The organism is Exiguobacterium sp. s146, assembly GCF_018618415.1.
Classification (GTDB): domain Bacteria; phylum Bacillota; class Bacilli; order Exiguobacteriales; family Exiguobacteriaceae; genus Exiguobacterium.
This window is the reverse complement of sequence record NZ_JACSMA010000001.1, coordinates 333,743-347,249: the sequence shown is the minus strand read 5'-3', so window position 1 is coordinate 347,249 and position 13,507 is coordinate 333,743. Positions and strand designations below refer to the sequence as shown.

At 56.0% G+C, this 13,507-nt stretch carries 12 protein-coding genes; 7 read left to right on the top strand and 5 right to left on the bottom strand.

Annotation, left to right across the window (positions count from 1 at the left end):
- The first annotated feature begins 210 nt into the window (after positions 1-210).
- From KNP83_RS01920 to gntK, 4 genes are all read left to right on the top strand, one after another.
- A complete protein-coding gene (locus KNP83_RS01920; protein WP_214759893.1) occupies positions 211-2,637 on the top strand; it encodes a bifunctional diguanylate cyclase/phosphodiesterase in 2,427 nt (808 codons plus the stop codon).
- 137 nt (positions 2,638-2,774) lie between these two features.
- Positions 2,775-3,659, top strand: coding sequence for a phosphogluconate dehydrogenase (NAD(+)-dependent, decarboxylating) (gene gnd / locus KNP83_RS01915; RefSeq protein ID WP_214759891.1), 885 nt, complete (start codon positions 2,775-2,777; stop codon positions 3,657-3,659).
- 82 nt (positions 3,660-3,741) lie between these two features.
- Positions 3,742-5,085: a GntT/GntP/DsdX family permease gene (locus KNP83_RS01910; protein WP_214759877.1), complete on the top strand. Its 1,344-nt coding sequence runs from the start codon at positions 3,742-3,744 to the stop codon at positions 5,083-5,085.
- A 17-nt stretch (positions 5,086-5,102) separates the two neighbouring features.
- Positions 5,103-6,602 carry a gluconokinase gene (gene gntK, locus KNP83_RS01905; protein ID WP_214759874.1) on the top strand — a complete coding sequence of 500 codons (1,500 nt, stop codon included), beginning with the start codon at positions 5,103-5,105 and terminating at the stop codon, positions 6,600-6,602.
- A gap of 36 nt (positions 6,603-6,638) precedes the next feature.
- Here gntK and KNP83_RS01900 read toward each other — a convergent pair whose 3' ends face one another.
- Positions 6,639-7,157, bottom strand: a complete 519-nt coding sequence (locus KNP83_RS01900) for a dihydrofolate reductase family protein (RefSeq protein ID WP_214759872.1) — start codon at positions 7,155-7,157, stop codon at positions 6,639-6,641.
- A gap of 75 nt (positions 7,158-7,232) precedes the next feature.
- Between KNP83_RS01900 and KNP83_RS01895 the strand changes: the two genes are divergently transcribed.
- The 3 genes from KNP83_RS01895 (at position 7,233) to KNP83_RS01885 (ending at position 9,684) form a co-directional block, all read left to right on the top strand.
- A complete protein-coding gene (locus KNP83_RS01895; RefSeq protein WP_214759870.1) occupies positions 7,233-8,123 on the top strand; it encodes a helix-turn-helix transcriptional regulator in 891 nt (296 codons plus the stop codon).
- A 235-nt stretch (positions 8,124-8,358) separates the two neighbouring features.
- Entirely contained in the window at positions 8,359-8,832 is a 474-nt protein-coding gene (locus tag KNP83_RS01890; protein WP_214759868.1) for a GNAT family N-acetyltransferase, read from the top strand.
- A gap of 135 nt (positions 8,833-8,967) precedes the next feature.
- The gene (locus KNP83_RS01885) at positions 8,968-9,684 is read left to right on the top strand and encodes a polysaccharide deacetylase family protein (RefSeq protein WP_214759860.1); all 717 of its coding nucleotides are present in this window, start codon (positions 8,968-8,970) and stop codon (positions 9,682-9,684) included.
- Positions 9,685-9,721: 37 nt separating this feature from the next.
- On the opposite strand, the gene KNP83_RS01880 is transcribed toward KNP83_RS01885, so the two are convergent.
- From KNP83_RS01880 to KNP83_RS01865, 4 genes are all read right to left on the bottom strand, one after another.
- A complete protein-coding gene (locus KNP83_RS01880) occupies positions 9,722-10,120 on the bottom strand; it encodes a cytidine deaminase (RefSeq protein ID WP_214759858.1) in 399 nt (132 codons plus the stop codon).
- Between the two features lie 165 nt (positions 10,121-10,285).
- Positions 10,286-11,314, bottom strand: a complete 1,029-nt coding sequence (locus KNP83_RS01875) for a FecCD family ABC transporter permease (RefSeq protein WP_214759856.1) — start codon at positions 11,312-11,314, stop codon at positions 10,286-10,288.
- Entirely contained in the window at positions 11,311-12,330 is a 1,020-nt protein-coding gene (locus KNP83_RS01870) for a FecCD family ABC transporter permease (RefSeq protein WP_214759854.1), read from the bottom strand. The genes KNP83_RS01875 and KNP83_RS01870 overlap by 4 nt, the downstream gene beginning before the upstream one ends.
- Before the next feature lie 4 nt (positions 12,331-12,334).
- A complete protein-coding gene (locus KNP83_RS01865; protein ID WP_214759852.1) occupies positions 12,335-13,372 on the bottom strand; it encodes an iron-siderophore ABC transporter substrate-binding protein in 1,038 nt (345 codons plus the stop codon).
- Positions 13,373-13,507 lie beyond the last annotated feature (135 nt).

Here is a 13,507-nt window from a genome sequence, read left to right as displayed (position 1 = left end):
CGTCCCTCTCAACAAAGAAGTGGGACGGTTTTTCATTTATATGCTTTCAATATTTGTTGATAATCGGTTTACTCTTCCAATGTGCCAAACTATTGACCCACTGTGGAAAACATTCCCTTCACGTCAAAACAAATATGCTAAGCTAGGAAAGCTCATTTTTGAGAAACTGTCCGTTTTCGTCCATTTGTCCCGACTTCATTAAAGAAAGGGTTGGTCCCCATCGAACACCACCTCCATAGTACATACAGTCTTCCCCTCGTCTTGTTATCCATCGCCGTCGCCGTCTTCTCGGCCTTTGTCTCGCTCGATATTAGTAGCCGGCTCAAGTACGCCGAACGGGTGTCGCGCATCCGTTGGGTGAGCGCCGGTGCCCTCAGTCTCGGGCTCGGGATTTGGGCGATGCATTTCATCGGCATGTTGGCGTTCCATTTAGAAGCCGACGTGTCCTACCATATCGGCATCGTTATCGCCTCGATCATCCCGGCCATCGTCTCGTCCGGGTTCGCCTTCTATATCGTCAGCCTGCAGACGGCACGGCCGCGTGACCTCGTCATCAGCGCCGTCTTCATCAGTATCGGCATCGTCTCGATGCATTACGTCGGTATGGAAGCGATGCAGATGAACGCCGTATTGACGTACGACCCGGTCATGTGGCTGTTGTCGGCCATCGTCGCATTTCTCGCCTCGCTCGTCGGGCTGTATCTGTTGTTCTCGCTCCCGGACGTGTCGCGGTTCCATTGGCGGAGGCTCGTCTGTTCGCTGTTGATCGGTCTCGCCGTCTCGGGGATGCACTACATCGGCATGGGCGCGGCCGAGTTCACGCCGCTCGCGACGCCACAAACATTGACCGGCTTCTCGATGGACAGTACCCTTCTCGCCTTCTGGATTGGCGGCAGTGTCACGACGCTGTTCGTGCTGATGCTCATCTCGCTTCGCAATGAGAAGCAACTCGAGCGCCAATCGATTGACTCGGAGACGAAGTTCCAATCCGTCATCGAGTCGGCGAACGATGCCATCATTGTCGCGGACGCCGAACGTCAAATCGTCCAATGGAACCACGGGGCCGAGCGACTGTTCGGATATGCCCCAAGTGAGGTGCTCGGAGAGTCAATCACGCTCATCATGCCTGAACGGTTCAAGGCGGCACACGAGCATGGCATGAAACGTTACAATCAGACCCGTGAAGCGAACGTCATCGGCCGCACGGTCGAGCTCGTCGGGTTGCATAAAGACGGGACCGAATTCCCGTTCGAGATGTCACTTGGCACATGGGAGACGGAGGAGGGTCTGTTCTTCAGCAGCATCATCCGCGACATCAGCGAACGGAAACAGATTGAGGAGCAGATCAATAACCTCGTCTATTTGGACACGTTGACCGGCCTGCCGAACCGACGCCTGTTCAACGATCGACTCGACGCCTTGCTCGCTCAAGCCAACGAAGCGACGTTCACGCTCTTTTATATCGATCTCGACAACTTCAAGGTCATCAACGATCGGTTCGGTCACTCATCGGGTGACGTCTTCTTGCGTCAAGTGACGGACCGGTTGTTGACGACGATCCATAAGAGCGACACCCTCGCCCGGCTCGGCGGGGACGAGTTCGTCATCCTGTCGCCGAACACCGGCAGCAACTTGGCGGCCCATCGCGCCCAGCAGATCACGAACGCGTTGAACCAATCGTTCGTACTCGAGGGCGAAGAAGTGTTCACGAGCCTGTCCGTCGGCATCTCCCTCTATCCGTCTGACGGCCAGACAGCCGACGATTTATTGAAGAACGCCGACATCGCCATGTATCGGGCGAAAGAGGACGGCAAGAACGGCTTCCAGTTCTTCACGAAAGAGATGAACGAGTCCGTCGCCCGGAAGTCGCAGCTCGCGATGGCGCTCCGAAAAGGCATCGGTCGCGGCGAGTTCACGATCCATTATCAACCGCAAATCAATCTTGAAACCGAGGCCTTGATTGGCGTCGAGGCACTCGTACGTTGGACGCATCCGGAGCTCGGAATGATTTCCCCGGCCGAGTTCATCCCAATCGCCGAAGAGACCGGCAGCATCCATCGTCTCGGCGAGTTCGTCTTGAATGAGGCGTGCCACCAGAACAAGGCATGGCAGGATGCGGGCGTCACCCCGTTCCGCGTCGCCGTCAACATCTCGGCACTCCAGTTCGCGCAGAAAGATTTGCCGGTCATCGTCAGCCAAGCGCTCGAGGCGTCGGGTCTCGCGCCGGAATATCTCGAGCTCGAGCTGACGGAGACGGTCATCCAAAGCGCCCAGAGCGCCATCGAGACGATGGAAGAACTCGTCGCGCTCGGCGTCCACCTGTCGATCGACGACTTCGGGACCGGCTACTCGTCGCTCAGCTACTTGAAGCTGTTCCCGATCGACACGCTGAAAATTGACCAGCATTTCACGAAGAATATCGAGACCGACTCGAAAGACGCCGCCCTCGTCAAGACGATCATCCGGATGGCGCACGAGCTCGGGCTTAACGTCATCGCCGAAGGGGTCGAGACGAAAGAACAAGTCGCGTTCCTCAAGGCCGAGGATTGCAATCAAGCGCAAGGCTACTATTACAACAAGCCGATGCCGGCCGAAGAGCTCGACTCGTTCCTGTATCCGTATAAGAAAAGTGTTTGACCCTCGTCCCGCCTACTCGTTAGGTCGGGACGTTTTTTGTATTCTTCGAAAAAAATTCCGTGATTCGACTTGTAAATCGAATTTAATTTGATACCATAGAGGAGAGATGGAAAAAAATTCGATTTTGAGGTGACGATATGCAAATCGGTTTGATTGGATTAGGCAAGATGGGATACAACTTGGCGCTCAACTTGAGCGACCACGGTCACAGCGTCGTCGGGACGGACGCCGGGAACGTCGAGGCGACAGCGAAGTTCGACATCGTGCCGACGCTCGAAGACGTCGTCAACGCACTCGAGACGCCGCGCGTCGTCTGGGCGATGGTGCCGGCCGGTGACATCACCGAGGCCGTACTCGCCGAGCTCCTCGAGAAACTTGAGCCAGGTGACATCGTCATCGACGGCGGCAACTCGAACTATAAACTGTCGATCGCTCGCGCCAAACAGTTCGCTGCGAAGCAAATCGCCTTCTTCGACTGCGGGACGAGCGGTGGCACGGAAGGTGCCCGCAACGGCGCCTGCACGATGGTCGGCGGTGACGCCGACGCCTGGCCGACAATCGAGCCGATCTTCAAGGACCTATCAGTCGAGAACGGCTACTTGTACACGGGCCCAGCCGGCAGCGGTCACTTCTTGAAGATGATTCACAACGGCATCGAGTACGGCATGATGCAGGCGATCGCTGAAGGGTTCGATATCTTGGAGAAGAGCCCGTTCGATTACGATTACGAACAGGTCGCCCGCGTCTGGAACCATGGGTCGGTCGTCCGTTCATGGCTCATGGAGTTGACGGAGAACGCGTTCTCGAAAGATGCGAAACTCGATGACATCCGTGGCGTCATGCATTCCTCTGGGGAAGGAAAATGGACGGTCGAGACGGCGCTCGAATTACAGGCGGCGGCCCCGGTCATCGCCATGTCGCTCATGATGCGCTACCGCTCACTCGAGGACGATACGTTCTCAGGGAAAGTCGTCGCCGCGCTCCGCAACGAGTTCGGGGGTCACGCGGTCGTCAAGAAATAATGCGGAGGAAAAGGTCAGGGGTGGCCTTTTCCTTTGGTAATATTTGTAAACGGTTACACAACCAATAAAGGGGGAAAACATAATGTCTGGCTCTACACTTATACTTATCGCAGTCGCAGGAATTTTCTTGCTCTTATTCTTAGTCATGCGGACGAAGCTTCACGCGTTCGTCTCACTTCTCCTCGTCAGTCTGCTCGTCGGGATCGCGGCCGGTATGCCGCTCGGGGACGTCATTGCCTCGATTCAGAACGGGATGGGCGGAACGCTCGGCTTCGTCGCCGTCGTCGTCGGTCTCGGTGCCATGTTCGGCAAGATGTTAGAAGTGTCGGGTGGCGCAGAACGCCTCGCCCAGACACTCGTCAATAAGTTCGGGGAAGACAAGGCACAATGGGCGCTCGCCCTCACCGGCTTCATCGTCGCCGTCCCGGTCTTCTTCGATGTCGGGTTCATCATTCTCGTTCCAATCGTCTACGGTCTCGCCAAGAGAACAGGCCGTTCGCTGCTCTACTACGGGATTCCGCTCCTCGCGGGTCTCGCCGTCACGCACAGCTTCATCCCGCCGACACCAGGTCCGATTGCCGTCGCCAACTTGATCGGTGCCGAGCTCGGCTGGGTCATCTTGTTCGGGGTCCTCGCCGGGATTCCAGCGACGATTCTCGCCGGTCCGATTTTTGCGAAGTATATCGCCAAGAAGATTCACGTCAATATCCCGGACTATATGGAGTTCGAAGAGATTGACACGTCGAAAGAATTACCGAGCTTCAAGATGATCGTCTCGCTCATCTCGATTCCGCTCGTGTTGATTCTCGCTAACACGTTGTCTGCAGTGTTATTAGAAGAAGGCAACAGCATCCGCACGTTCTTCACGTTCATGGGTCACCCGTTCGTCGCCTTGACGATCGCGACGTTGCTCACGTTCATCTTCCTCGGCACACGCCGCGGTTATACACGTGACGAAGTCCAAGAGATTGCGACGAAAGCGCTCGAACCGGCCGGGATTATCATCCTCGTCACCGGTGCCGGTGGCGTGTTCAAACAAGTATTGATCGACTCAGGTGTCGGTGACGTGCTCGGGGAAATGATGGCCGGGTCAGCGTTACCTGCCATCGTGCTCGCCTTCTTGATTGCAGCTGTCGTCCGTGTCGCCCAAGGGTCGGCGACCGTCTCGATGGTCACGGCGGCAGGACTCATCACGCCGCTTCTCGAACTTCAAAATATCACCGGTGCGGCGCTCGGTCTCATCGTCATCTCGATCGCGTCAGGTGCGACCGTCTTGTCACACGTCAACGACTCGGGCTTCTGGCTCGTCAACCGTTACTTCGGTTTGGATGTAAAAGACACGCTCAAGTCGTGGACCGTCATGGAAACGATTATCGGACTGACCGGTTTTGCGGTCGTCTTCTTGATCAGCCTGTTCATTATTTAAGTTAGGAAGTGATGTGGATGTACACGATTGGCGTCGATATCGGGACGACGAGCACGAAGGCCGTCCTGTTCCATAACCAGCAACAACTCGCGGTACATAATGTGCTGTACCCGCTCCTCACCCCCGACACGGAGACGGCCGAGCAAGACCCGGTCGTCATCTACGGGGCCGTGCTCGAGGCGATTTCGGCCGTTCGCGCGAAAGTGGACGGGCCAATCCGGTTCGCCTCGTTCAGCTCGGCGATGCACAGCCTGATCGCGCTCGACGCGTCGGGGCGTCCGCTCACCCACAGCATCACGTGGGCCGATAGCCGGGCCAACCCATACACGCAGGAGATTAAACGCGAGTTTGATGCGAGCGCGCTCCATATGCGCACCGGCACACCGGTCCATCCGATGGCGCCGTTGTCGAAGCTGCGTTGGCTGAAGGCCGAGCATCTGGACGTGTTCCAGCAGGCAACAAAATTTGTCTCCATCAAAGAGTACGTCTTCTATCGGTTGACCGGGCGCTTCGTCATCGATCACTCGATTGCCTCGGCAACGGGACTGTTCAACTTGAAGGATTGCGACTGGGATGCGGAGGCGCTCGCTGTCGCTGGCGTCACACCAAACCAGTTGTCTGAGCTCGTACCGACGACGGAGATTCTCTCGCTTAAACCCGACGTCACCGAGACGCTCGGTTGGGACTTCCCGCTCGTCATCGGGGCGAGTGACGGGGTGCTGTCGAACCTCGGCGTCGGAGCATTCGAACCGGGTGTCGTCGCCGTCACGATCGGGACGAGCGGTGCCATCCGCACGGTCGTCCGCGAGCCGGTCGAGGACCCGAAAGGCCGCATCTTCTGTTACGCCTTGACCGACAAGCATTGGGTCATCGGCGGGCCGGTCAATAACGGCGGCATCATCTTGCGTTGGCTCCGCGACGAGTTCGCGGCGAGCGAGGTCGAGACGGCGAAACGTCTCGGCATGGACGCCTATGACGTGTTGACGCGCATCGCCGAGACGGTCAAACCGGGCTCGGACGGGCTGCTGTTCCATCCATATTTGATGGGCGAACGAGCCCCGCTCTGGGACTCGAACGCACGCGGCTCGTTCTTCGGCTTGAGTATCCACCACAAGCGCGAGCACTTCATCCGCGCTGTGTTAGAAGGCGTCATCTTCAACTTGTATACGGTCATGCTGGCGCTCGACGAATTGACGGGTGCACCGAACCGGATTCACGCGACGGGCGGGTTCGCCCAATCGAGCCTGTGGCGCCAGATGATGGCGGACATCTTCGATACGCCGGTCGTCGTGCCGGAGAGCCATGAGAGCTCGTGCTTAGGTGCCGTCATGCTTGGGGAGTATGCGTTCGGCGACATCGACGACTTCACGGCCGTGCCGCAAGTGACGCATGAGCATGCGCCGAATCATGAAGCGACGACGATTTACCGGGAGCTGCTCCCAATCTATATCCGACTTTCGCGTCATCTCGCGGAAGAATATGAAGCGATTTCCGCGTTCCAGCGGAAGCATGTATAAGAAGAGGCCGAGTTCATCGTGAACTCGGCCTTTCGTTTATCGTTCGTACGTCACCATGACGAACTGTCCAGACGCACGTTGACCCGTCAGTTTTAATTTCGTCTCTTTCGTGCCTTCCGGGAACAGTGGAACCCCTTCCCCTAATACGACCGGCGCAATCGCAATCTCATAGCGGTCAATCAAGTCATGCGCCATCGCCGCCTTGATGACCTCGCCTCCCCCGACGAGCCAGATGTCTCCGTCGATGTTTTGCTTCAACCGTTCGATGAGCTGCTCGATTGGCTCATCGGTGAACGTGACATGCTCGGCCTCTCGGTCCGGGCTCCGTGTCAAAATATAGTTTGGAATCTTGTCGTACGGATAACCGTCCGGCTCCAACACGAGCACTTCCTCGTACGTCTTCCGTCCCATGATGACGGCCCCGACCGTTTGAAAGAAGTCGGTGTAGCCGTTGTCCCCTTCCCCCTCGACCGCGAACAACCAATCGAGTTGATTGTTCGTTCGCGCAATCTTCCCATCTAAACTCGCCGCGATATATAAGACGACGTTTACCATGATGCATTCCTCCTTGATTCGTGATACATTCAGCTTAACTGACAAACACGACAAAACTTGACGGGAATGAGAATAATGAAAAAACGACACCTGCAGTTGATTCGATTGTTGAATCGGGGTCGACGGTTCACGGCGGACGAGCTTGCCCATGAGACGGGCGCCTCCATCCGGACGATTCAGCGCGACATGCTGACGCTCGAGGAACTCGGCTATCCGATTTGGAGCGTCCCCGGCACAGGCGGCGGTTATGAGATGTTGCCGAATCGCCTGCTCCCCCCATTTCAACTTCGAGAGCAAGAAGCGGTCGCGCTCTACCTCACCCTCAAATGGATGGAACAGATTCCGGACGTACCGTTCGGCGATCTGCGCGATACGCTGTCCGACTGGTACGTGAACGAATTGCCACACGACCTGGAGACGAAAATCGCTCGGCTGGAAAAGAATATCCTTTGGCTCGGGAACAAGACCGTACCACCGGCCCCGTTCACGAAAGACGTCTATCGTGCCGTCGAACAGAGACAGAAGATCGAGTTAACGTATGCGACAACGAAAGGAGCACGCAAGTTCATCGTCGCGCCGGTCGGGATGGCGCTCCTCGATTTGAAATGGTATGTGTATGGTCTCTCGGAATACGGACTACGCCAATATCGGATTGACCGGATTGAAGCGCTGCGTCTCCTTGATGACACGTTCGAAGCGGACGATTTGGCGACACTCCTCAAGGCGAGTGACGAACGAATCGGTGTGAATGTCCGACTCAACATCACCCCGCTCGGCCGGCGTCTGCTTGAAGACGTATTACCCGATATCGCTGAAAAGAATGAGTGGGACGTACCGGAAGTCGAGCTCCCTTTCTTGTCGCGGCAATTGCTCGCGGCCGGGGCGGAAGTCGAGGTGTTGGAGCCGACTGAACTGCGGGAGATGATGCGGGAGCAAGCGGAGCGGTTGTGGAATATGTATGAATAAAAAATGGACTCATACCGGGAAAAGTGCGAGTCCATTTTAGGTCGATTTTTGTTGAAGCTGACGAACAGACTCAAGGAGCCGCTCAGCATTGGTCTCGTCGCATCGACACTTATCAAGTTTGTCCAACACTACAAAGCACCGTCGGTCACAAACTGACGACATGCCCTTCAATCTTAGGATTGAGGGGCTTTTCTCTGATGATTCACGGTACACTAAGGAGATACAGGAGGGATTCATGATGACATTCACGACGACCCGCTGCCTCATCCGACCGTTCGAACAACAGGACATCGAACCGTTCATGGACTATCGAAACGACTTGGACTGGATGCAGCACCAATCGTTCAAAGGATTAACGTTCGAAGAATATAGACACGCCCTACTTAAGCCCACATCCATCGTAAACGGGATGCAACTCGCCATCATCCATCAAGCGACGAATGACTTGATTGGCGATTTGTACGTGCAGCAAGACGGGACGACGTATTGGATCGGCTATACGATTTCACCCCGTTATGCGCGCCAAGGCTATGCTTTCGAGGTCGTGTCTGGTCTGATTCGTCATTTGTCCGACCAAGGGGCTGAGACAATCAAAGCCGGTGCCCTTCCGACGAATGAGGCGTCCATCTCCCTCTTGAAAAAGTTGAACTTCACCTATGTCACGACGGAAGATGATGAACGGATTTATGCGCTCCATGTAACGAAATGAACCGACTCACATCCTCGTTCCTGATTTTCAATTTCAGGGGCAAAATTCACTTCAAATTTGAATCAGATGTATGGTACTCTAACTTTCAAACCGATACTATGTCACCTGTTTTTGCCTCGAGGGAGTTTTGTTTGAATGATGAAACGTGTCATTTTGCTCATGTCGATTTTTTTGTTGATCAGCTCCCTGTCACAGGCAGCGATTCCGAAACCGAAAGCCTATAACGACCGCAGCCTTATCTATTTGACGCTCGATGACGGACCGAATCGAAAGACGGGAGCGCTACTCAACGTCTTGAAGAAACATCGGGTAAAGGCGACCTTCTTCATCCTTGGGAAGAATATCGAGGGCAATGAGCATCTCATCCGACGCATCGTCGCCGAAGGCCATCTCATCGCCTTGCATGGGATGACACACGTGCGCGAAGAGTTTTATGAGTCGCCGATGACGGCCGTGCGTCAAATGAAGGACGTGCAACGCCTCATCTATGAAGTGACGGGTATCCATACGAATATGGCTCGTACCATCTATGGAAGTGACGCCGGGATGACGCCGGCGCACTGGCAAGCGATGGACGAGGCCGGTTTCGAGATTTGGGACTGGAACGTCGGCAGTCTCGATCATATCTATAAGAAAGACAATGCACCAATCGAGCAGCGGGTGTTCGACCGGCTCGAGGCGAACTATGAGATGAATATCGCCTCGATCATTTTGGCACACGATCACTCGATGACACCGCAAGCGCTTGATACAATCATCCGCTATGCGAAAGAACGCGACTATGAATTCCGGACGCTAGAAGGGGTGCATCCCGCGTACAACTTTTTCAATCCGTGGGAACCGAATGAATGAAAAAAATGCTGAGCCCTTATGGACTCAGCATTTTTGATTACATCTCGAGTTCCGTGAACGCGAGCGGGACGAGCTCGTCAAGCGTCACTTCTTTCACGTCGGCGTTGCCGTTCGTGAGCAACACTTTGAAATCCGGGCCACCGAACTCGACGAGCACTTGACGACAGATGCTGCATGGCGGCAAGAAGTCGACCGTGTCACCTGACACCGCGACGGCTTCGAAGTCACCTTTTTTATAGCCTTGCGCGACCGCTGTGAAGATGGCCGTACGCTCGGCACAGTTCGTCGCACCGAACGAGACGTTCTCGACGTTGACGCCGTCAATGACCGTTCCGTCTTTCATGAGAAGCGCTGCTCCGACGCGGAAGTTCGAATACGGGGAGTAGGCGTTCTCTTTTACTTGGCGGGCACGCTCGACTAATTGTTGTTGGTTCATGGGATCATGGTCCTCTCTGACTCGAAATGAACTGATGCCAGTTCCCGGCCTCTCTGTTTTGGGCAGGATTTTTAGCATACACCTCAACCGACAGAGAAGTCAACGACTTTTTGATGACGCTTTCAACAAAAGGAGCCGTGTCTGGTGGGACACAGCTCCTTTTGCTTACAGCTCCCCTCGCCGGTTCATCCGAATCAAGAGGTAAATCAAATACGGCGCCCCGACCATGCCGGTGATGACACCGACCGGATAGCGGGCCGTAAAAGCGAACTGGCCGATGAGATCGGCCGCGAGCACCAAGATGACGCCAACGAGTGCCGCCGGAATGATCGTCGAACGCCCATCCCCGACGAGACGCTTCGCAATCGGTCCCGCCAGGAAGGCGACGAAAGCAATCGGTCCGGTCGTCGCCGTCGCGAGCGCGAGCATGAGCACCGAGGCGACAATGAGGAGGACGCGCGTCTGGTTCGTCTTGACACCGAGCGACGTCGCCGTCATCTCCCCGAGCTCTAAAATCTGCAGTTGTCGGCTGAGTCGGAGGATGACCGGGAGGCAGAGCGCGACAGCGATCATGAGCGGCGGGAGCGTCTCCATCTTCGCCCCGTTCAAGCTACCGCTCAACCAGCGCATCGCCGTCCCGACATCGTTCTGGCGGCTGATGAGCAACAGATAGTTGATGACCGCCGTCAGCATCGCTTGAATCCCGATTCCGACCAAGACGAGCCGGCCGATCGAGAAAGCGGCACCTTTCGACAAGAAATAGATGGCGAGGACGGTCAACAGGCCGCCGATGATCGAGATGATCGAGACGAACGTATCGCTCGCCTGCAAGACGACGATGCCGAACACGGCCGCCGCACTCGAACCGGTCGTGATGCCGATGACGTTCGGGTTGGCGAGCGGGTTGCGGAGCATCGTCTGGAACACCGTCCCGGCGATGCCGAACGCAAGTCCGGCGAAGACACCTGCGAGCATGCGCGGCAGACGAATCGTGCCGACGGCGAACGAGGCGCCCGGTACTTGTTCCCCGAACAAGACACGGATGACGTCCGTGACCGGATAAATCGTGTTGCCGAGCATGAGCATCGTCGCGCTCAAGCCAAGGGCGAGCGCGAACAAGATGAGCGTCACAAAGACAGTCCGTTGCCGGCGCTTGCGACTGTTATGGATAATCGGTTGAATGGATTGGTTCATACGCCACGCACCTTCACTTTCATCGTCAAAGCAATCAAAATCGGTGCCCCGACGAACGCCGTGACGATGCCGACTTCGAGTTCACCCGGACTGCCGAGCAAACGGCCCGCCACGTCAGCGAACGTGAGTAAAATCGCACCCGTCAATGCCGACATCGGGATGATGTAGCGTTCATCCGCCCCGATGACCAAGCGGACGAGGTGTGGCGCGAGCAGCCCGATAAAGCCGATCGGACCGGCCAGTGCCGTCGCCGCCCCGCATAAAATCACGCCGGCGAACGAGGCAATCAGTTTCAACGTGCCGATGCGGACACCGAGTCCCGTGGCAAGCTCTTCCCCGAGCGCCAAGATATTGAGGGATGGTGCCGCCAAGATGGCGATGATGATGCCGCCGATAAAGAACGGCAGGAACGTCATAATCGAGTCCATCGTCCCGGCGCCGACGCTGCCGACTTGCCAGAACCGGAACTGGTCCATGACGTTCGAGCGTGGAATCATGATGGCCATGACGAGTGACGACAAGGCTGCACTCGTCGCCGCACCGGCCAAGACGAGCTTGAGCGGTGTCGAACCGCCCCGCCCGAGCGACCCAATTCCGAACACGAACGCCGCCGTGAGTAACGCCCCGACGAGTGCATACCAAATGTAGTCGCTCGCGGTCGAGATGTTGAAGAAGGCAATCCCGACGACGACGAATAAGGCCGCCCCCGTATTGACCCCGAGAATGCTTGGGTCGGCGATCGGATTACGCGTCACCGACTGCATCAATGCGCCTGAGACCCCGAGTGCCGCCCCACACATGAAACTGAACACCGTCCGGACGACCCGCTGTCGGACGATGTCCGCTTCATACGACTGAACAGCCGGACGGAATAAACCGTCAAGCAGTTCATCCCATCCGACTGTCCGTGAGCCGAAAGCAAGCGAAGCGAGCATACAGACGACGAGCAGGACGAGCGACCCTACGAGGAGGAGCCCGAACCGCTTCGGCGTGTGTAACTTCTTCGGAATATTCATTTGATTACTCGACTTTCGCGAGTGCTTCTGAGACGAGTTTCACGTAGTCGTCAATCGTGTATTCGATTGAGAGTGGTGATGGTGTCCCAGCAGCCGCGAGCGGCGTGTTGTCTTCAATCATGACGACCGAACCGCGTTTGATGGCCGGCACTTTGCTGTAGAGCGGGTCAGCTTGAAGTGCTTTCAACGTCTCTTCGTTCCCGTAGGCGACGAAGATGTCGACGTCGTTCAAGATGTCAGCGTTCTCTGAGCTGAGCTCGAGGTAGAAGCTGTTCTCATCTTTGATTTGGCTCGTGATGTTCTCCGGATACTCCATGCCGAGCTCTTCGATGAAGGCGCCACGCGGGTCACCGGTCGTGTAGATGTAGAACTTCGAGAGATCGTCCGGGCTGAGCGCGACGAACGCCGCTTTCTTGCCTTTCATCTCCGGTACTTCAGCAGCCTTGTCGGCGATGAGCTTCTCTGTGTCTTCAATCAACTGTTGACCTTCTTCTTCCATGCCCATGGCCATCGAGTCGTAACGGACCGTGTCCTGCCATGAAGAGACCCAAGGTGTCTCTTGGTACGCGACGACCGGAGCGATTTGTGTCAACGTGTCGTAGTCTTCTTGCGTGATGCCTGAGTAGGCGGCGAGAATGACGTCCGGCTGTGAGTCGGCGATGGCTTCGAAGTCGAGGCCGTCCGTGTCTTGATAGATGTTCGGGTTCTCTTCACCGAGCTCTTTCAACTTGTCAGCTGTCCATGGCAACATGCCGCTGCCGTCTTGGACACCGTAGTTCGCAGCCGAGAATCCGACTGGCACGACGTCAAGTGCGAGCGCGACGTCTTGGTTCGACCAACCGACCGTTGCGACGCGTTCCGGCTTCTTGTCGATGACCGTCTCGCCTAACGCGTGTTTGATTGTGATTGGATAGCCTTCTGCCGTTTCAGCAGATTCATCTGTCGTGGCTGCATCTTCATTGTTCGTGCCGCATCCTGCGAGCACGAGCACGAAAGCAGACATGATGATGAACATATGTAGCAATTTCTTGTAACTGTTCATGTTCGAATCCCCTTTTTCTCTATGACAACGTTTTACGCCGACATTGATAATCATTATCATTTATGAGTATAGGATGAATCGAGTGGCGCTGTCAATGTGAACTTCAAGATATCTTTCGGAAAATAGAAACAGCCC

Bases quoted from the DNA above. Each gene is read 5' to 3' on its own strand.
- gntK (WP_214759874.1), top strand. From the start codon at position 5,103: ATGTACACGATTGGCGTCGATATCGGGACGACGAGCACGAAGGCCGTC.
- KNP83_RS01900 (WP_214759872.1), bottom strand. From the start codon at position 7,157: ATGGTAAACGTCGTCTTATATATCGCGGCGAGTTTAGATGGGAAGATT.
- KNP83_RS01875 (WP_214759856.1), bottom strand. From the start codon at position 11,314: ATGAACCAATCCATTCAACCGATTATCCATAACAGTCGCAAGCGCCGG.
- KNP83_RS01910 (WP_214759877.1), top strand. From the start codon at position 3,742: ATGTCTGGCTCTACACTTATACTTATCGCAGTCGCAGGAATTTTCTTG.
- KNP83_RS01885 (WP_214759860.1), top strand. From the start codon at position 8,968: ATGATGAAACGTGTCATTTTGCTCATGTCGATTTTTTTGTTGATCAGC.
- KNP83_RS01890 (WP_214759868.1), top strand. From the start codon at position 8,359: ATGATGACATTCACGACGACCCGCTGCCTCATCCGACCGTTCGAACAA.
- KNP83_RS01870 (WP_214759854.1), bottom strand. From the start codon at position 12,330: ATGAATATTCCGAAGAAGTTACACACGCCGAAGCGGTTCGGGCTCCTC.
- KNP83_RS01865 (WP_214759852.1), bottom strand. From the start codon at position 13,372: ATGAACAGTTACAAGAAATTGCTACATATGTTCATCATCATGTCTGCT.
- gnd (WP_214759891.1), top strand. From the start codon at position 2,775: ATGCAAATCGGTTTGATTGGATTAGGCAAGATGGGATACAACTTGGCG.
- KNP83_RS01895 (WP_214759870.1), top strand. From the start codon at position 7,233: ATGAAAAAACGACACCTGCAGTTGATTCGATTGTTGAATCGGGGTCGA.
- KNP83_RS01880 (WP_214759858.1), bottom strand. From the start codon at position 10,120: ATGAACCAACAACAATTAGTCGAGCGTGCCCGCCAAGTAAAAGAGAAC.